Annotated in this window: 22 protein-coding genes; 11 read left to right on the top strand and 11 right to left on the bottom strand. The window is 68.2% G+C overall.

Translation table 11 applies throughout. From position 1 onward, the window contains the following. Positions 1-65: 65 nt before the first annotated feature. Positions 66-596 carry a hypothetical protein gene (locus ABD116_RS08580; protein WP_343966747.1) on the top strand — a complete coding sequence of 177 codons (531 nt, stop codon included), beginning with the start codon at positions 66-68 and terminating at the stop codon, positions 594-596. 169 nt (positions 597-765) lie between these two features. Here ABD116_RS08580 and ABD116_RS08575 read toward each other — a convergent pair whose 3' ends face one another. The 5 genes from ABD116_RS08575 to ABD116_RS08555 all read right to left on the bottom strand — a co-directional run bounded on the left by ABD116_RS08575 (position 766) and on the right by ABD116_RS08555 (position 5,118). Next, complete coding sequence (locus ABD116_RS08575) at positions 766-1,590, bottom strand: ABC transporter permease (RefSeq protein ID WP_343966745.1); 825 nt, start codon at positions 1,588-1,590, stop codon at positions 766-768. Beyond that, positions 1,587-2,576 (bottom strand): ATP-binding cassette domain-containing protein, encoded by a 990-nt coding sequence (locus tag ABD116_RS08570; RefSeq protein WP_343966743.1) that lies wholly within the window; start codon positions 2,574-2,576, stop codon positions 1,587-1,589. Before ABD116_RS08570 ends, ABD116_RS08575 begins: the two co-directional genes overlap by 4 nt. Positions 2,577-2,725: 149 nt before the next feature. Further along, complete coding sequence (locus ABD116_RS08565) at positions 2,726-3,421, bottom strand: PadR family transcriptional regulator (RefSeq protein ID WP_343966740.1); 696 nt, start codon at positions 3,419-3,421, stop codon at positions 2,726-2,728. A 67-nt stretch (positions 3,422-3,488) separates the two neighbouring features. Further along, complete coding sequence (locus tag ABD116_RS08560) at positions 3,489-4,001, bottom strand: GNAT family N-acetyltransferase (protein ID WP_343966738.1); 513 nt, start codon at positions 3,999-4,001, stop codon at positions 3,489-3,491. 34 nt (positions 4,002-4,035) lie between these two features. Continuing rightward, positions 4,036-5,118: an adenosine deaminase gene (locus tag ABD116_RS08555; RefSeq protein WP_343966736.1), complete on the bottom strand. Its 1,083-nt coding sequence runs from the start codon at positions 5,116-5,118 to the stop codon at positions 4,036-4,038. 73 nt (positions 5,119-5,191) lie between these two features. Between ABD116_RS08555 and ABD116_RS08550 the strand changes: the two genes are divergently transcribed. Both ABD116_RS08550 and ABD116_RS08545 read left to right on the top strand, forming a co-directional pair. Next, a complete protein-coding gene (locus ABD116_RS08550; protein WP_343966734.1) occupies positions 5,192-5,800 on the top strand; it encodes a DUF1016 N-terminal domain-containing protein in 609 nt (202 codons plus the stop codon). Between the two features lies 1 nt (position 5,801). Then, a complete protein-coding gene (locus ABD116_RS08545; RefSeq protein ID WP_343966731.1) occupies positions 5,802-6,581 on the top strand; it encodes a DUF899 domain-containing protein in 780 nt (259 codons plus the stop codon). A 4-nt stretch (positions 6,582-6,585) separates the two neighbouring features. Here the strand turns inward: ABD116_RS08545 and ABD116_RS08540 are convergent, their stop codons facing one another. Beyond that, entirely contained in the window at positions 6,586-7,047 is a 462-nt protein-coding gene (locus ABD116_RS08540) for a nitroreductase family deazaflavin-dependent oxidoreductase (protein ID WP_343966729.1), read from the bottom strand. 121 nt (positions 7,048-7,168) lie between these two features. Here ABD116_RS08540 and ABD116_RS08535 point away from each other — a divergent pair, with 121 nt between their 5' ends. Beyond that, on the top strand, positions 7,169-7,858 hold the full coding sequence (locus tag ABD116_RS08535; protein WP_343966726.1) for a TetR/AcrR family transcriptional regulator: 690 nt from the start codon (positions 7,169-7,171) through the stop codon (positions 7,856-7,858). Here the strand turns inward: ABD116_RS08535 and aat are convergent. Then, a complete protein-coding gene (gene aat / locus ABD116_RS08530; RefSeq protein ID WP_343966724.1) occupies positions 7,842-8,528 on the bottom strand; it encodes a leucyl/phenylalanyl-tRNA--protein transferase in 687 nt (228 codons plus the stop codon). The genes ABD116_RS08535 and aat overlap by 17 nt on opposite strands. A 97-nt stretch (positions 8,529-8,625) precedes the next feature. Here aat and ABD116_RS08525 point away from each other — a divergent pair, with 97 nt between their 5' ends. The 5 genes from ABD116_RS08525 (at position 8,626) to ABD116_RS08505 (ending at position 11,604) form a co-directional block, all read left to right on the top strand. Then, on the top strand, positions 8,626-9,537 hold the full coding sequence (locus tag ABD116_RS08525; RefSeq protein WP_343966722.1) for a class I SAM-dependent methyltransferase: 912 nt from the start codon (positions 8,626-8,628) through the stop codon (positions 9,535-9,537). Positions 9,538-9,660: 123 nt separating this feature from the next. After that, positions 9,661-10,356 carry an EcsC family protein gene (locus tag ABD116_RS08520; RefSeq protein WP_343966720.1) on the top strand — a complete coding sequence of 232 codons (696 nt, stop codon included), beginning with the start codon at positions 9,661-9,663 and terminating at the stop codon, positions 10,354-10,356. A 137-nt stretch (positions 10,357-10,493) separates the two neighbouring features. Continuing rightward, positions 10,494-10,742, top strand: coding sequence for a VOC family protein (locus ABD116_RS08515; RefSeq protein WP_343967677.1), 249 nt, complete (start codon positions 10,494-10,496; stop codon positions 10,740-10,742). Positions 10,743-10,774: 32 nt separating this feature from the next. Then, positions 10,775-10,924: a hypothetical protein gene (locus tag ABD116_RS08510; protein WP_343966718.1), complete on the top strand. Its 150-nt coding sequence runs from the start codon at positions 10,775-10,777 to the stop codon at positions 10,922-10,924. Then, positions 10,921-11,604, top strand: a complete 684-nt coding sequence (locus ABD116_RS08505) for a helix-turn-helix transcriptional regulator (RefSeq protein ID WP_343966716.1) — start codon at positions 10,921-10,923, stop codon at positions 11,602-11,604. Before ABD116_RS08510 ends, ABD116_RS08505 begins: the two co-directional genes overlap by 4 nt. Positions 11,605-11,755: 151 nt before the next feature. Here ABD116_RS08505 and ABD116_RS08500 read toward each other — a convergent pair whose 3' ends face one another. Further along, a complete protein-coding gene (locus ABD116_RS08500) occupies positions 11,756-12,682 on the bottom strand; it encodes a hydroxymethylglutaryl-CoA lyase (protein ID WP_343966714.1) in 927 nt (308 codons plus the stop codon). A 52-nt stretch (positions 12,683-12,734) separates the two neighbouring features. Between ABD116_RS08500 and ABD116_RS08495 the strand changes: the two genes are divergently transcribed. Further along, positions 12,735-13,379: a GNAT family N-acetyltransferase gene (locus ABD116_RS08495; protein ID WP_343966712.1), complete on the top strand. Its 645-nt coding sequence runs from the start codon at positions 12,735-12,737 to the stop codon at positions 13,377-13,379. A gap of 132 nt (positions 13,380-13,511) precedes the next feature. Here the strand turns inward: ABD116_RS08495 and ABD116_RS08490 are convergent, their stop codons facing one another. Genes ABD116_RS08490 through ABD116_RS08480 form a run of 3 tightly spaced genes read right to left on the bottom strand, consistent with a single transcriptional unit; the run spans position 13,512 to position 16,587 of the window. Further along, positions 13,512-14,222, bottom strand: a complete 711-nt coding sequence (locus ABD116_RS08490; RefSeq protein ID WP_343966710.1) for a metallophosphoesterase family protein — start codon at positions 14,220-14,222, stop codon at positions 13,512-13,514. Next, positions 14,219-15,685 carry a TrbL/VirB6 family protein gene (locus ABD116_RS08485; RefSeq protein ID WP_343966708.1) on the bottom strand — a complete coding sequence of 489 codons (1,467 nt, stop codon included), beginning with the start codon at positions 15,683-15,685 and terminating at the stop codon, positions 14,219-14,221. The genes ABD116_RS08490 and ABD116_RS08485 overlap by 4 nt, the downstream gene beginning before the upstream one ends. Further along, positions 15,685-16,587, bottom strand: a complete 903-nt coding sequence (locus ABD116_RS08480; RefSeq protein ID WP_343966706.1) for a DUF8175 domain-containg protein — start codon at positions 16,585-16,587, stop codon at positions 15,685-15,687. Before ABD116_RS08480 ends, ABD116_RS08485 begins: the two co-directional genes overlap by 1 nt. Before the next feature lie 198 nt (positions 16,588-16,785). Here ABD116_RS08480 and ABD116_RS08475 point away from each other — a divergent pair, with 198 nt between their 5' ends. Further along, positions 16,786-17,340 (top strand): MarR family winged helix-turn-helix transcriptional regulator, encoded by a 555-nt coding sequence (locus ABD116_RS08475; RefSeq protein WP_343966704.1) that lies wholly within the window; start codon positions 16,786-16,788, stop codon positions 17,338-17,340. Position 17,341: the final 1 nt, after the last annotated feature.

Here is a 17,341-nt window from a genome sequence, read left to right as displayed (position 1 = left end):
TCGCTGACAGCTCAGCTTCCCGTCGGTTTGGTGAGGCCCGCAATCCCTTCTATCGTTGACGAATCATGCCCGCCCATGCCTTCGTCGATGAATCCTCCAGAGGCGGCTACCTGCTCTGCGCGGTGGTGTTGCTGCCAACCGACCTCGCTCCGGCCCGGCGAACTCTCCGCAGCCTGCGCAAGCCCGGCCAACGACGTATCCACATGAAGCACGAGAGCGACGGAAGACGGCGGGAGATCCTCAGCGTGGTCGCCCAACTGGAGATCGAGACCCGGATCTACCGCGCCAAACTCGACGGCCGGTCCGAGCGACGAACCAGGGACGAGTGCATCCGGGTGATGGTGCCTGAGTTGATCGAGGAACTCGGGGTCTCCCGGATGGTGGTCGAGTCCTGTGACCAGGACCGGCAGGACAACCAGGTCATTCGCGAGATGGTGGTCAAGGCCCAGGCGGAGGAGCGCTTCAGCTATCTGCATTCGGCGCCGGCTGGCGAACCGTTGCTGTGGCTGCCTGACATTGTTGCTTGGGCTGTTGGGCGGGGTGGCGATTGGAAGCGCCGGTGCGGGGATGTCCGGCTCCGGGACATCGAGCCCTAAGGGCCCAGACGCGCGAAACCCGGGCGACCGACCGTCCGGACGGCTCCCGGGTTCACTTCCCACGGCTATTGCCTAGGCTGCTGCCTACTTTACACACTCACTGCCCCAGCTTTCCATCTCGAACTGCACCCTGCGGCGGCTGCCGGAGGGAACAGTTCGAGGGTCTTCGTCAGACCGAGCGTTGGTAGGTGCGGAAGGCTCGGGTGGAGAGGTAGCCGACTATGAGGGTGAAGGTCAGTAGGTAGAGGCCGTGGTGGAGGGCTGAGGTCCAGTCGGGGGTGGCTGAGAGGGCCTGGCGGGCGGTGATGGCGGCCCAGTCGACTGGGTTGTAGCGGGCTGCTACGGCCACCCAGTGGGGGGCGAGTTTGGGGTCGAGCATGATCGAGGACATGAAGGTCAGGGGGAGGGAGATGAATTGGGAGATGCCGATCAATGCTTCCTGCTGGCGGGTTAGCAGGGCTACGGCGTTGGAGAGGGAGCCGAAGGCTGTGCCTACCAGCATCGAGACGACGATGGTGACTACGTAGCCGAGGACGCCGCCGTCGTAGCGGGCGCCGGCTGCGAAGCCGATCGCGAAGACCAGGATTGTCTGGATGACTGTGGTGGTGCCGTTGCTGATCAACTGGCCGGCCATCAGGGCGCCGCGGCGGACCGGCGAAGTCAGCATCCGGTCCATGACGCCGCGTTCCATGTCGGCGATGAAGGTGGTGCCGTTCCAGCCGCTCGTCATCAGGGCAGTCATCATCACGATGCCTGGGGTCAGGAACGCGATGTACGACGAGTCGCTCCACCCCGGCAGTGCCACGACGCCCTTGAAGAGCTGGCCGAACAGCAATAGCCAGATCGCGGGCTGCACCAAGGTGAAGGCAATCAAAGCAGGAGACCGGTACTGCGCTCGCAGCCAGCGGCCCGTGATGAAACCGGTGTGGGTGAGGAAGCCGCCTCGGCGGGCCGCGCTCCGGGTGGCGACTCGTTCTGCCGTCAGTGTGCTCATGCCGCCTGCTCCTTGTCCGCCGTCTTGAACGAGCGACCCGTGTACTGCAGATAGACGTCATCCAGCGACGGCCTCGACACCGTCACCGCGGTGACCGGAATCGCCTTCTCCTCAAGGGCTCCCAGGACCGCGGGAACCGCCGTCGCGCCACGGTCGACGCGGGCTCGCAAGGTGTTGCCGTCGACAACGATCTCGCCGACGCCGGGGAGGGTGCTCAACAGCTTCTGAACAGTTCCGTCGAGATCGGTGTCCACCAGCTCGACCTGGACGGAGTCACCGCGCAGCTCGGCCTTCAGCGCCTCGGGAGTGCCTTCGGCAACGATCTTGCCGTGGTCGACGATCGCGAGCTGGCCGGCCAGCCGGTCGGCCTCTTCCAGGTAGTGGGTCGTCAGCAGGACGGTGAGGCCTTCGGTGCCGGAGAGTCGCTCGACCTCGGTCCACAGGTCCGCGCGGGCTTCCGGGTCGAGGCCGGTGGTCGGCTCGTCGAGGAAGAGCACGCGCGGGCGATGGACGAGTCCGAGAGCGACATCGAGCTTGCGCTGCATGCCGCCTGAGTACGTGCGTACTTGGCGGTTGGCGGCGTCCGTGAGGTCGAAACGGGCGAGGAGTTCGGCTGCCCGGCGTACGGACTCCTGCCTGGACAGGCCGTAGACGCGGCCGGACAGGACGAGGTTCTCGACGCCGGTCGCCATCGGGTCGGAGCTGGACTTCTGCGGTACGTAGCCGATCGCGTGCCGGACCTCCGCCTGCTGCTTGACGACGTCGAAGCCGGCCACCCGCGCGGTGCCGGAGTCGGCCCGCGACAGCGTGGTGAGGATCTTGACGGTGGTGGACTTGCCCGCGCCGTTGGGCCCGAGCAACCCCAGTACTACGCCCTCCGGGACGGTGAAGCTCAGCCCGTCGAGCGCCCGCAGCGGCGGCTTCTTGCGGCCGGCGGGATAGGTCTTGACCAGTTCTGCTGCCTCGAGGGCAGGGGGTGGTGCCATGGTGACGTGACTCCTCTTGCTGAGTGATGAGGAGTCGACCCGGCTATCCTGACGAGTGCGCCTTGGGTGTCAGGTCTCGCTTGCGGGATCGACTCGAGGAACTGCGGCCCTTGACCTCGGCGTTGCCGCGCCCTGGTCGGGGGCCGTGCCTATTTGGCTTCCGGTGGGATCTCCTGCAGCCAGGGAAGCTCCTCTCCGAAGTACTTGACCGGATCCTTGAACAGGTCGGCGGGCTGGATGCCGTACTTCTCGACGGCCTCGAAACCCTTGCGCCAGAAGGCGGAACCCTCCAGCTCGTCGGTCCTGATCGCCCGGACCAACTGCCGGGTGTAGGTGATCTCCGCCTTCACCAGGGCCAGCCGGAACTCGGACTCGACCCAGAAGATCCGCGGGAACTTGTGTGATGCCATCTCCGCGTGCGTGGTCTCCAGCTTCTCGACCTCGGCGGCCAGCGCCTCGATCCGCTGGTCGAGCAACTCGACCACCCGGTCCGGCGAGAACGCCGGCAGGTAGGCCAGGCCCGCTTCCAGCTGGCTGAACTCACGCTCCGGGCTGCCGAGCAGCTCCGCCAGCCAGTCGGCGAACTCGTCCCGGCCGGCGGCGGTGATCGCGTAGACGGTCTTCTCCGGGCGATTGCCGTCGCGCACGGTCTCGACCGCCTCGATGAACCCGTTCTTCTCCAGCGCCGCGACGACCGAGTAGAGCGAGCCGTAGTTGAGCTTGATGCTCAGGTCCTTGCCGCGGGTCTTGAGCATCGTGGAGATCTCGTACGGATGCATCGGCCGCTCGCCGAGGCTGCCGAGCACGGCGAACGCCAGCGGGTTCGCCACCTTGCGCTTGGCCACGCGTCGACTCCTCGATCTCGATTACTCGAAATCGAGTATTAGTTCACGGGTATCCGATGTCAAGTATTCAGACGGCCCGCTCGAAGAGCAGCTCGAGACCGTCCTCCTCGTCCCACTGCTCGCCCGCCTCGAGGAAGCCGAAGCCGGCGATGGTCGCGAGCGAGGCCGCGTTGGTAGGGCTGATCGAGGCCCGGACGATCTTCACCCCGGGCTCTTCGACGGCCCGCTCGATGAGTGCGGTGAGGATCGCCTTCGCGTAGCCCTGCCGCCGGTACGCCGCGTCGACGGTGTAGCCGACCTCGACCATGCCGTTCTCGTCGGGCGGGCCGTGATAGCCGCCGTGGCCGATCACGACACCTTCGGGCTCGGAGACGGCGGCCCGCACGATCCACCGCTGGGCCTCCGGATCGTCCTCCAGCTGGGCGATCCGGTAGTTCCACAGCCACTTCGACTCGTCGTTGGTGAACAACTCGGTCAGCTCGACGCCGGCCTCCCGGCCGGCGGCGGCCAGATCGTCCGCGAGCAACGCGGCCATCGTCGTCGGGGACAACTCCACGAAGCGGATCTGTTTGGTCGTCATGCCGTCGATGCTGCTGCGGACTGGGGCTCGGCGTCTATTTGTTTAGCGCCTCGGCGTACCAGGGCTTGATGATGCCGTCGATGATCGCGAGGCGTTCGTCGAAGGGGATGAAGGCGGACTTCATCGCGTTGATCGCGAACCAGCGGAAGTCGGCCAGCCCGTAGTCGAAGGCTTCGGCGAGCAGGGCGAGCTCGCGGCTCATCGACGTACCGCTCATCAGCCGGTTGTCGGTGTTCACGGTGACCCGGAACTTCAGCTTCGCGAGCAGGCCGATCGGGTGCTGGGCGATCGAGTCGGCCGCGCCGGTCTGCAGGTTCGAGCTCGGGCACATCTCCAACGGGATCCGCCGGTCGCGCACGTACGCCGCCAGCCGGCCGAGCTCCACCTTGCCGTCCAGCCCCGCGCTCTCGTCGTACGAGATGTCGTCGATGATCCGTACGCCGTGACCGAGCCGGTCGGCGCCACACCACTGGATCGCCTGCCAGATCGAGGGCAACCCGAACGCCTCGCCGGCATGGATGGTGAAGTGCGCGTTCTCGCGCTGCAGGTACTCGAAGGCGTCCAGGTGCCGGGTGGGCGGATAGCCGGCCTCGGCGCCGGCGATGTCGAAGCCGACGACACCGCCGTCGCGATAGGCGATCGACAGCTCGGCGATCTCCATCGACCGGGCCTGGTGCCGCATCGCGGTCAGCAGCTGGCGCGCGACGATCGGCCGCTCAGCGCGGGCCATGCCGTCCTCGAACCCTTCCCGGACGGCGTCGACCACCTGCTCGAGGCTGAGCCCGGCGGTGAGGTGCTGCTCCGGGGCGTACCGGATCTCGGCATACACGACCCCGTCGGCGGCCAGATCCTGTACGCACTCGCTGGCGACCCGCTTGATCGCCTCGGCGTTCTGCATCACCGCGACGGTCTGGTCGAAGGTCTCCAGGTACCGCTCGAGCGACCCGGAATCGGCCGACTCGACGAACCACTGCCCGAGCTCGCCGGCGTCCGTCCGCGGCAGCTTGTGCCCGACCTCCGCCGCCAGCTCGACCACGGTCTGCGGCCGTAACCCACCGTCGAGGTGGTCATGCAGCAAGACCTTCGGCGCGACCTTCAATTCCTCCTGCGAGATCATGCCGCCATCTTGCCCCAAGCTGCCCGCCGAAGGCCTTCGTGTCGCCGCCGGCCTCGGTCACATCCTGTCTGGCATGACTCCGATTCCCGCCGCCAGGCCCTCGATGCCGTCCTGGTACCCGGCCTTCCTCGAGACGATCACAGCCCACCTCGCCACAGACCGCGAGCCCTTGCTCATCCACTGGTCGATCGGCCGGGAGATCCTGCACTGGCAGCAGAAACCCGACTGGACGAGCCGCTGCCTCGTCCACCTCTCCACCGACCTGATGGCCCGCTTCCCCGCGCACAAAGGGCTTTCGGTCCGCAACCTCAGCTACATGCGAGCCTTCGCCGAGGCCTGGCCGCACGAGGCGTACGCCCGCGGTCCACTCGCCGCGCTGCCCTGGTACCACCACCTGACCCTGCTGCAATTCCTCGACAGCCCCACCCTGCGCCTCTGGTACGCCCGTGAAGCCCTCGACCACGACTGGACCCGCGCCGACCTCAAGGCCAACATCGCCGCCAACCTCTACCGCCAAGCCCACCTCCGCCGGCCTGCCAAACCCAATCCGACCCGGCCGAAGCGCGATTCCGACACGCCCGAACCCGCTGCCCCGAGCTGCCCCGAGCCGATTTCGGGTGATTCCGGAGTACTGGAGAAGCGGGTCGTGGGGAACGAGGACGGGGAGACCGAGGAGGAGTGAAATGGGGAATCTGCCGCCCGTGGTCGGGCAGGACGAATGGTTCGCGGCTCGGCGGGCGCTGCTGGAGAAGGAGAAGGCGGTGACGCGGGCTCGGGACGAGGTCAACGCCGAGCGGCGGCGGCTGCCCATGGTCCGGGTCGAGAAGGACTATCGCTTCCAGGGCGCCGAGGGTGAGGTCGGGCTGGCCGACTTGTTCGACGGCCGGCCGCAGCTGGTGATGCATCACTTCATGTATGCGCCGGACTGGGAAGACGCGTGTCCGAGTTGCAGCTCCGCGGCCGACGGGATCGGCCGGCTCAGGCAGTTGTACGTACGCAGCACCTCACTCGTGGCGGTGTCGCGTGCGCCGTACGAGAAGCTGGCCGCGTTTCGCGAGCGGATGGGCTGGACGTTTCCCTGGTACTCGTCGTACGGGAGCGACTTCAACTACGACTTCCACGCCACGCTCGACGATCGGGTAGCGCCCGTGGTGCTGCACTACCGGACTCAGGACGAGGTGGCTGACGTCGGTACGCCGTGGACGAACGGGCCGTGGACGACGGACATGAACGGTGAGGAGATGCCCGGGATCAGCGCGTTCCTGCGGGTCGGTGACGAGGTTTTCCACACCTACTCGACGTTCGGCCGCGGGATCGAGGAGTTCCACAACATGTACCGCTACCTCGACCTCACCGTGCTCGGCCGCCAGGAGGAGTGGGAGGAACCGAAGGGCCGGGCGACTCCCCTTGGTCTTCAGGTCGGTGGCCCCAACCTTCGCCTGCCCGACCAGTACGACGTGTGAGGACTCAGACGGTGTGGATCCTGAAGACCGGTACGCCGGGGGCCACGTGGAGCAGGGTTTCGAGCGGGGAGTCCTTGCGGACGTCCTTGCCGAAGAAGGCGCCGACCTCCCAGGCCCACTTCTTCAGGTAGGTGCGGATGATGTCGGGCTTGTCGGCATCGGCGAGCTCTTCGGCGCGGAACGTCTCGACCCGGCGGCCGACGCGGAGGGTGCCGGTGCCGCTGGCGCGCAGGTTGCGGACCCACTGGACGTGACCGCGCGGCGCGACCAGGTAGCGCTGGCCGTCGACGACGAGCAGGTTGACCGGGTTGCTCCGCCACTCGCCGGACTTGCGGCCCTGGACCGAGAGCACCCGGCTGCCCATCAGGCTGATGCCGAGGTTGGTCAGGGCGGCCACCACCTTGTTCATCGCCAGCATGCTGCCGCGGCCGGTGGTCACCACTCGCTTGTCGTTGTACTCCTGCATCAGGATCGCCTCCCAGTTTGCGAGAGCGGTGCTCTCTGTTGTGACCAGTGAACACCTCTTCGACACGCGAGTCAAGAGCAGTGCTCTCGATTTAGTTCGGTGATCATGGCAGACTGCCGGTATGAACGCCGGACGGACCGCCCGTGACCGAGCCCGGGCCGAGCTGACCCACGAGATCAAGGACGCCGCGCGCCGCCAGCTCGCCACCGAGGGCGCCGAGCGGCTGTCACTGCGGGCCGTCTCGCGTGAGCTCGGCATGGTCTCGTCGGCGCTCTACCGGTATTTCCCCAGCCGCGACGATCTGCTCACCGCGCTCATCATCGACGCGTACAACGCGCTGGGCCTCGCAGCCGAGACAGCAGCCAAGAACGCCGGGACTCCCCGTGAAGCCTGGCTCGCCGTCTGCCGGGCCGTCCGGATCTGGGCGATCAAGCACCCTCAGGAGTACGCGCTGATCTACGGCTCGCCGGTCGCCGGGTACAAGGCTCCGGAGAGCACGATCGAGCCGGCGGGCCGGGTGGCGATCGCGCTGCTCGGCATCCTGAGTCAGGCGCAGGCTTCCGGCGTACTGGCTCCGCCTGAGGACGCGCCGGAGCCCAGCGGGTTGATGGTGGAGCAGCTCGGCGTCTTGGCCGAGCTCGCGCCCGGCGTACCGCTGAAGGTGCTGGCTCGCGCGATGATCGCGCTGACCCAGCTCTACGGGATGGTCAGCTTCGAGCTGTTCGGGCAACTGGTCGGCACGATGGATCCGGCCGACGAGTTCTTCGCGGACGCGACCGGCCAGCTGGCCACCTTCATCGGTATCGACTGAGGCTTCCGCCGAAGGCGAGCGGCAGCGGGAGCGCCAGCGCGCGATCCACCCGCCGGACGTACGTCTCACGCGGGATCGAGACGGCGCCGAGGGTCGCCAGATGGCTCGTCACCCACTGGATGTCCAGCACGCGCTCGGATGCGAACTTGTCGCTGAGCAACTCGATCAGCCCCAGCACCGCGGCCTTCGAGCCGTCCGTCTTGTGGTGGAACATCGACTCGCCCGCGAACAGCCCGCCGATCGCGACGCCGTACAGCCCGCCGGCCAGCTCGTCGCCGTCCCAGGCCTCGACCGAGTGGACCCAGCCCATCTCGTGCAGCTTCGTGTAGGACGCGATGATGTCGTCGTCGATCCACGACCCCGGCCGGCTCGGATCCGCGCACGCCCGGATGACCTGGTCGAACGCCGTGTTGACCCGGATCTCGAACCGCTGCCGCGCGCGCCGCAGCGACCGCGACGGCGTGAACCCGTCGACCTCGATCACGCCACGATCCACCGGCGACCACCACAGCAGCGGCCCGTGACTGTCCGGCATCGGGAACAGTCCCCGCTTGTACGCCGCCAGCACGGTGCCCGGCTCGAGATCCGCCCCGGCCGCCACGACGTCGCTGGCACCAGCGACCGCGACCGGCGGGAACTCCCACACGGAGGCAGGTGGATCGATTGGCACCCCACCATCCTGGCCTACTCCGCCGACAGACCTCTCGCCCACCCGGGCCGCAACATCTGTTGACAAGCCGTGAGGCTGGCAACATATGCTGCCGGACATGAAGATCGTCGAAGAGATCGAGGGGTCCGGCGGGCTCGGTGGGCTGGCGCGGATGACCGAGGTGATCGCGGCGCTCGAGCATCGGCGGACCGAGCTGATCGAGCAGTTGCGGTCCCAGCGGCTGGCGAGCTGGGAGGAGATCGGGCAGGCGTGCGGGATGACCCGGCAGGGCGCGAGTCGGCGGTGGTCGAAGCAGTCGCAGGCGGCATCGTTCGGTGACGCGGCGGCGGCGTACCAGCGTGGGCGGCCGTCCTATCCGGTGTCGGCGGTCGACTGGCTGGTCCCTGGTACTGCGAAGTCGGTGCTCGATCTCGGCGCTGGTACGGGCAAGCTCACGTCTTTGCTGGCGGCTCGCGAGCTTGCGGTGACGGCCGTCGAACCGTTGGCGGCGATGCGCGAGGAGCTGGTCGCGGCGGTGCCGTCGGCCGACGTACGGGATGGATCGGCCGAGGCGATTCCGCTGGATGCCGGGGCTGTTGACGCTGTCGTGGTGGCGCAGGCGTGGCATTGGTTCGACCCCGCCGTGGTGCTGCCCGAGATCGCACGGGTGCTGACACCCGGCGGGACGCTCGGGTTGGTGTGGAACATCCGCGACCACACGGTGCCGTGGGTGGCCGAGCTCGATCGGGTGCTGCACCGGCACGCTCGCCAGGAGATCGACTCGGCGCCACCGATCGGTACGCCGTTCCGCGCGGTCGAGCGACTCGAGATCCGCTGGGAGCACGCGCTCACGCGGACCGAGCTGCTCGACATGGTCGCGTCGCGGTCGTACGTCATCACCATGCCGGCCGCGGACCGTGACGAGTTGATGCACCAGGTCACCGAGCTGCTCGACTCGCACCTGGACCTGCGCGGTCGCAAGAATCTGACGATGCCGTACGTCACCCGGTGCACTCGCGCCCACCTCTGAGTAAGCAAGGGATCGGCCGGGGTTTCTCCCGAGTGGCGCGAACTGGGGCGGCACGTAGAGTTGAGAGTGCTGCGCCTGTCCACGGGTCTCCGGGGACGGGTGTCCGAGTTGTGAGGGAGTGCTGTGGCCGGAGTAGCCAGGTTTGTTGCCAGCAGTCTTGCGCCTGCTGCCCAGCGGTTCGCTCCGCAGGCGGCGGCCGGCGTGCTCCGTCAGGTCCTGGAGATCGCGATCGACGGGTACCAACGGTTTCCCGGCGCCGAGAAGGTGGCCGAGCGGCATCTGACCAAGCACGACGGCGATGCCGAGCTCGCGGTCGACACGGTGATCGAGCAGCACATCCGGCTTGCCAGCGTGCAGGGGTTCGTCACCAGCATCGGCGGGCTGGTCACGCTGCCGGTCGCGCTTCCGGCCAATTTGACCGGGCTGGCGGTGGTACAGGCTCGGATGGTGGCTTCGATCGCTCATCTGCGTGGTTTTGATTTGGACGATCCGCGAGTGCGGACGGCGGTCATCACCTGTCTGCTCGGTGAGGACGGTGTGACGGACCGGTTGAAGAAGGCGAGCCTGCCGACGTCGCCGCTGGCGATCGCGACCGCGCCGGTGTTCGACCCGGAGCTGGACCGGATGGTGGCCGGCGAGGTGGTCGGTGAACTCATCGCCCGGATCGGCGGCAAGCGGATGGGGCTGATGGTGACGCGGCGCGTTCCACTGCTCGGCGGCGCTGTGGGCGCGGGGGTCGACGGCTGGTCGACGTTCCGGATCGGTCAGTACGCCGACAAGAGCCTGGTCCGGCGGATCCGGCGCCCGATCGAGCAGTAGTGGTCGCGCCGTTCTGGGGGCCGACGCTCGACTGCCCCGAACCGCTCGCGCCGGCGGAGTTCTACCAGCGGATCTGTGGTGGGGAGATCGCCATCTCCTAGGAGCACTACGCCGAGCTACGACTCGGCTCGGCGAACCTGGGTTGCCAGCGGGACCTCAACTACCGAGCGCCGACCTGGCCGGATGCGCGCGTGCCTCAGCAGTGCCATCTCGACTTCAAGGCCGCGGATCTCGACGCCGAGGAGTTGCCGGCGATCGCGGCGGGCGCGACCAAGACCGCGGTACAGCCGCATCCGGCCGTGTTCCGAGTGTTTCTCGATCCGGCCGGGCATCCGTTCTGTCTGACGACCTACGGTACGAAGGCAGGGCCGCCGCAATCCCGGTGAAACTTGTCGGTGGTGCGTGTCAGCATGATTCGGTGAGTACACGTCGGGCTGAGCTCGGGGAGTTTCTGAAGGCGCGTCGCGCCAAGGTGACGCCCCAGGCGTCGGCCTGCCTCCGGGCGGACGACGCCGTACTCCGGGCCTTCGGCGCGAGGAGCTCGCCCAGCTCGCCGGGGTCGGTGTGACTTGGTATACGTGGCTCGAGCAGGGGCGGCCGATCAACGTCAGTGGTCAGGTGCTCGATGCGGTCGCGACGACGCTCGGGCTGAACGATCTGGAACGGGCGCATCTGTACTCGCTCGCCGAGGCGACGCCGGTGCGCACGAAGACCGGCGTTTGCGCGAACGAGTCGGTGCTGAGCGAGATCCTGGCCGCGCTCGATCCGCTGCCTGCGTTGATCACGAACAAGCGCTACGACATTCTCCAGTCCAACAAGGCGTCCAAGGATCTCTACCACGACTGGCACACGCTGCCTTGCGTCCACCTCAACCTGCTCTGGTGCATCGTGACCGAGCCGCTCGCGCGCGACCAGTTGCTGAAATACGACACCGAGGTGCCGTACCTGGTCGCCCGGATGCGCTCGGCGTACGTCGAGCACATCGGCGATCCCGACTGGGAGACCGATCTGGCCCGCCTCCGCAAGCTGAGCCCGGAGTTCGAACGGCTTTGGGCGACGCACGAGGTCGCGGACGGCGAGGCACGGCTGCGGCGGCTGGTGCATCCGGTCGCCGGGGAGCTGTCGTTCACCGTGACAGAACTGGCAGTGCCCGCACATCCCGACCTGGTCCTGTTCGTCGACACCCCCGCCGACGCCCACACCCGCGAACGCCTCCCCCTCACGCGCCGACAACCGGCCGGGGTTTAGGGCAGAACGACCGAGACCGGGTTGCCGGTCCGGGCTGCCGATCCGGGCTGCCGGTCTGGGCTGTTGGTCTGGGCTGTTGGTCCGGGTTGCCGGTCCGGCGCCCGGACGCTGGTCGGCGCTCCGCCTCCTCCGTTGGCCGTCGTCGCGGCTGTTACCCGGCCAGCGCTTGCACAACGCGGCTGGCTGAAGGCTTGCCGAGTTGTTTTGCCATCCAGGCGCTGGTGGCGACGAGGCTTTCCAGGTCTACGCCGGTTTTGATGCCGAGACCGTCGAGTTGCCAGAGGAGGTCTTCGGTGGCGAGGTTGCCGGTGGCGCTTTCGGCGTACGGGCACCCGCCGAGGCCGCCGGCTGAGCTGTCGACGGTGGTGACGCCCTCGCGCAGTGCGGTGAAGGTGTTGGCGAGCGCCTGGCCGTAGGTGTCGTGGAAGTGGACGGCCAGCTTGTCCACGCCGACCCCGGCCTTCTCGAAAGCGTGGATCAGCGCGACGACCTGACCCGGTGTGGCGACGCCGATCGTGTCGCCGAGGGAGAGTTCGTGGCAGCCGAGCTCGACCAGCCGCGCGCCGACCGTGACCACCTGGTCGATCGGTACGTCGCCCTCCCACGGATCGCCGTAACACATCGACACGTACCCACGGACGCTCAGACCTTCGTCCAGCGCCCGCCGCACGGTCGGCGCGAACATCGTGAACTGCTCGTCGACCGTCGAGTTCAGGTTCTTCGCGGCGAAGGTCTCGGTCGCGCTGGCGAAGATCGCGATCTCGCTCACGCCGGCCTCGAGCGCCCGGTCGAGACCACGCTCGTTCGGCACCAGCACGGGCGCACGGAGTCCGTCCGGCAGGTCGAGGCGGGCCAGCAGTTCGGCCGCGTCGGCGAGCTGCGGCACCCACTTGGGGTGCACGAAGCTGGTCGTCTCGATCGTGGTCAGCCCGGCCGCGGCGAGCCGCTGGATGAACTCGGCCTTGACCGCGACGTCGACGATCGCGTCCTCGTTCTGCAACCCGTCCCGCGGTCCGACCTCGTAGATCGTGACGCTCTCGGGCAGCCCTTCGGCGGTGACCAACTCAGGCTTGCGCACGTGTGCCTCCAATTCAGGAGCCGGGGAGGGTTCTCCTCCACAATGGCTCGTGATGACAACTCTGGCTGACATTCTGCGCGGGATCGAAGGCGGCGTCTTCCCCACCCCGGACCTGAGCATCACGGTGGTACCGGCTCCGTCCGACCGCGAGGTGTGCGTGGTCGCCTTCACCGCGCACATCGTGATCGCGGCGGACGTCTCGCCGGACTGGGTCGCCGGCCTGATCCCCGACGGCGACCTGTCCGCCCCGCTCAACCCGCCGTTCCTGTACGCCCTGGAACAACTCACCGGCCGCCGCGTCAACGCCATCGACCAGATGCTCCTGGCCCCCGCCCTCACCGACCCGGCCGAACGCGCCGCCGCCGTCGACGGCCTGGTCGAGGTCACGGAACGCGGCCACCCCCGCATCGAACGAGCCTGGCGCTACCGCGACGACGTCCACGCCTACACCACCCCGTACGGCGGCCTGGTCCTCACCGGCCGAGGCCTGGCCGGCCGCCTCGAGGTCGCCCTCGAAGTCCCCACCTCCGCCCGGGGCACCGGCCACGGCCGCCACCTGGCCCGAGCCGCCCGAGCCCTCATCCCGCCCGGCACCCACATCTGGTCCCAGGTCTCCCCCGGCAACGCAGCCTCCACCCGAACCTTCCTGGCCGCCGACTACCAACCCATCGGCTCCGAAGCCCTGCTCGTCCGCTGACCCCGCCCCTAGGCCAATTCACAAAGCCACAATGGGATTGGCACCGATGGCATCGATTCCCTGTCTGACGCGTTGTCCCCAGACTTTTGCACAGCGTTATCCATAGCTGGGCATGACGACGAGCCGGTCGAACTAGGCGGGTTGGATCGCGGGGTGGGGGCGGCGGTGGTAGGTGGGAGTGGTGTTGGAGTAGAGGTCGCCTCGGTAGAGGCCGTGGAGGATTTCGGCTTCGTAGCCGTTGAGTTCTGGCATGGACAGGGAGCGGGCTATTTCCAGTTCGGCGTGGGCGTCGTACGGGACCCGGACGAACTGGATGGAGAAGGGGGCGTCCTCGGGGGAGTCGGGGATGCCTTCGAGGATGACGTAGACGGGGGTGGGGTCGGACATGCTGTTGCCGACGCTGCCGGTGTTGAAGAGAGTTCGGCGTTGCAGGTCGACCTCGTAGAAGGCGTCGTGGGTGTCGCCGTAGCCGACGACCGTCGGGATCGGGCCGTCGCCAGTCGCTTCGGTGTTCTCGAACATGCCGAGGAACTCCTGCTCGTCATGGTCGAAGCGGACGCGTCGGTGAACGCTGGTCGCCGACGCGTGGAAGAGCCGGATCTGGCGGCCGCTGAGCAGGAAGTCGTGGCTGAAGGGGAGTGCGCGCAGCCAGGTCCACTGGTCTTCGCGGAGCTCGTTCTTCCACCACCGCAGACCTTCGCTGTCGAACTCGCGAGCCGGATCCGGCAAGAACGAGGCCGGGGCCGAGGTCCGCGGCCGGGCGGCGAGCGGCGGCCGGCGGGTGGCGGACGGCGGGTGGCGGGTGGAAGCGCTGTCGGTGCAGGTGGTCGGGGGTTGGCTCACCAACTGCCGGACGGCGCTGATGGGTCGGACGTCGAGGAGCCTGGGGGCGCCGGTGGCGGCGGAGGTTTGGAGCGGGGTTGGCCGCCTCCGGAGCCGGAGGGGCCGCCGCCACCGTAGGAGCCGCCGCCTGAGCCGGTACCTGAGCCGCCTGCCTGCGAGCCACCACCTGAGCTTGGGCCAGCTGAGCGGGCGCCGCGAGGGCCGCCGGGCCGGGATCCGCCCGACCCGCCGGAGCGGGAGCCGCCGGACGAGGAGCCGCCGAAGGAGCCGCCGGAGGCTGAGGAGCCGCCGCCTGGTTCGCCGGCTGAGTGGGCTACTGCGCCGGCTATGGAGCCGGCTGCCTTTTGTGCGCCGGCCATGGCTACGCCTGCTGGGCCTGCGCCGGCGGCTGCTCCGGCTCCGATCGCACCGGAGGCGCCGCCGCCTGCACCAGCCGCACTGCCGCCCGCACCGGAGCTGGCACCGGCCCCTCCGCCGGCCTTGCCAGCGCCGGAGCTTGAGCCTGAGGAGCGGCCTACGTTGACGGCACCAGAGGCCAGACCGCCTGGGTCCATGGCCGCGGCGCCGGTGCCTGAGCTGCCGCCTGCTGCTGCGGCGGTCAGGGGGACGGTGAAGCGGAGGAGGGCGGGAAGGGCGACGACAGCGAGGCCGAGCATCATCATGCCGGTCAGTGTCTGGATCAGGCCGTCGCCGGTCGAGTTGATCATGCCCTCGTGGGTCATCTGGATCGCGGCCGCGTAGATCAACGCGGCCGCCGGTTTGTACGCGATGAAGGCCAGCGCCCAGCCGCAGAACTTCTTGAACCAGGCCTTACCCAGCTCGGTATGCGTCGCGACCGCCGCCAGCGGGAACGTGCCGGCCAGCAGGACGATCATCGCCGCGCGGATCAGCAGCAGCACGATCTGGATGAGTGATCCGAACAGCACGCCGAGGGCGGAGAAGATGATCAGGAACAGCGGCATCCGCTGGGCGAGCTGGCTGCCGTCCTGCATCATCACGCTTCTCATCGCGGTCTCGAAGCTCTCGCCCTTCGGCAGCGCCGCGTCGACGATGTTCTTGGCGAAGCTGTCCGACCACGCGGACAGCAGTTGCAGGGTGGCGGTCCCGGCCGAGGACACCAGCGCGAACGTCATCATTGCCTTGAGCAACTGTCGGAGCGGGTCGCCGCGCTGCTCCCAGGCGAGCCTGATCCCGGACACCATGATCGCCAGCCCGAACAGCGTGGTGGTCAGCCAGAATGTGTGCGTCTGCAGGAAGGCGATCGTCGGCTGGTTCGTCCAGTGCAGCTTGGCGTCCTCGGTGGCCAGCGTCGGGCCGGGGATCTTCACCCAGAAGGTCGCCTGCGAGTGCAGGCAGGCGAGCACGGCGTCGGACAGCTGCCGGACCAGTCCTTCGGTGGCGTTGCTGATCACGTTGCCGAGGCCTTCGCTGACCTTGCAGCCGACGTCGAAGTTCCCGCACATCAGACACCGCTCCATTCGACGAAGTCGTTGAGGTTGTGGTGCTGGGCGTACGGCGTACCGACCGCGGCGGCGTCTGGCGGTGGCACCAGGTGCCAGTCGCCGGCGTGCCAGGTCAGCGTGAAGGTGCCGCTCATGAACTCCGTCTTCGCCGGCATCGCGAGCATGATGGTGACGCGGTCGCGGTCGGCGTCGACGATCCGATAGCCCGCGACCTGGGCCGGAGTGGACGCTGTGTCGGGGGTTTCCTTGCGCACTTCCTGGAGCAGGAGGTCGGTGTCGCGGCCGGGGACCATCAGTTTGGTCGCGGTCGGGATGATCTTGGTCTGGTCCGCCAGGGCGGCGATCAGGTTGTACGCCGCGTAGACCGCGCCGGTCGGCGAATGCGCGAAGCATCTCCGGAAGCCGTCGGAGTCGGTCTTGGCGGGCCCGTACGCCGATGAGCGCGGCACCACCACTCGGCGGCTGATCTCCCACAGGTCAGCCTTCGGAGGCCGGCTGGACGGCGTCGCTTGGTCGCCATCCGGTAGGCCGCAGCTGCTCGAAGTACCGGACGACCCCGTCGATGTCGACCCAGTCGGAAGAGCCACGGCCTCGCCGGCGGGCGGTGGGGTGGTCGGGCCGGCTCCCTCCTGACCGGAGGTTGGTTCGGAGGCTGGATCGCCGCTGTCGCGGGAGCCATCCCCGCCGGTCCCGCACCCGGGTTGGCCAACACCGGCCGGGGCGCTGCCACCAGTGGAGGCGCCGCCCGTTGAGCCGTCGGCGCAGGCGTTGCTGGCGGACTTGGGGGTGTCGGAGGGGGCGGTGAAGAGGAGGAGGGCGCCACAGGCGAGGATGGCGGTGAGGGTGATGCAGGCCGCGATGAAGCCTGGGCCGTACGGGGATTTCTCTTCGGGCTCGGTCATCGGAAACTCCTGCTTTCCCCTCGTCGGACGGACAAGGGAAAGCCTGGCAAAGATCGGCCGGCCGCCGCGGAAGTTATCCACAGGCAGCACCTGAAGCGGCCTCGGTCACGCTCAATCTGCCATCAATCGCGTCTCGACCTGTAGCCGATAGGTCACCCCGTGTAGCGAAGTCACCGCGTCAGCTAATAGAGTCCGCGCATGACCATCGCGCCTTCGCTTTGCTCGCCCCTAGCGCTCGCCGATGCAGAACCCACTCACGCCGCCGAACCCTGGGAAAGCGACGTGATCACCGCGTACGGCCTGCTGCGAGAAGCAGCAGCCGAACTCGATCACCTGATGCGCCATTCCCTCAAGCGCAGTGGTCTGCAAATGGCAATGTTCGAACTGTTGCTGCGGCTTGCCCGCAGCCACGGGGAGAAGCAGCGTCTCACCTCACTCGCCCGGGAGCTGACCGTCACCACCGGCGGCATCACCCGGCTGGTCGACCGCGCCGAGAACCTCGGTCTGGTGCGCCGGGAGCCCTGTCCCGATGACGCCCGCGGCTCGTACGCGGTCCTCACGGAGGAGGGAAAGCGGCGGCTTCGCGACGCGCTGCCGGACCACCTCCTGGAGATCGACAGCCTGTGGATGTCCCAGCTGGCGGACGAGCAGGAACTCGTCCTCGGCAAGCTCCGTCGCGTTCGCGACAATGCCCGTCGCTGGCCCAACGGCCGGCCCAACCTCGGTTCGCTGTCCGCGGCCGACCGGATCTGAA

Origin of the sequence: Kribbella koreensis (genome assembly GCF_039525325.1) — a bacterium.
Classification (GTDB): Bacteria; Actinomycetota; Actinomycetes; order Propionibacteriales; family Kribbellaceae; genus Kribbella; species Kribbella koreensis.
This window is presented reverse-complemented; position numbering and strand designations above follow the sequence as displayed.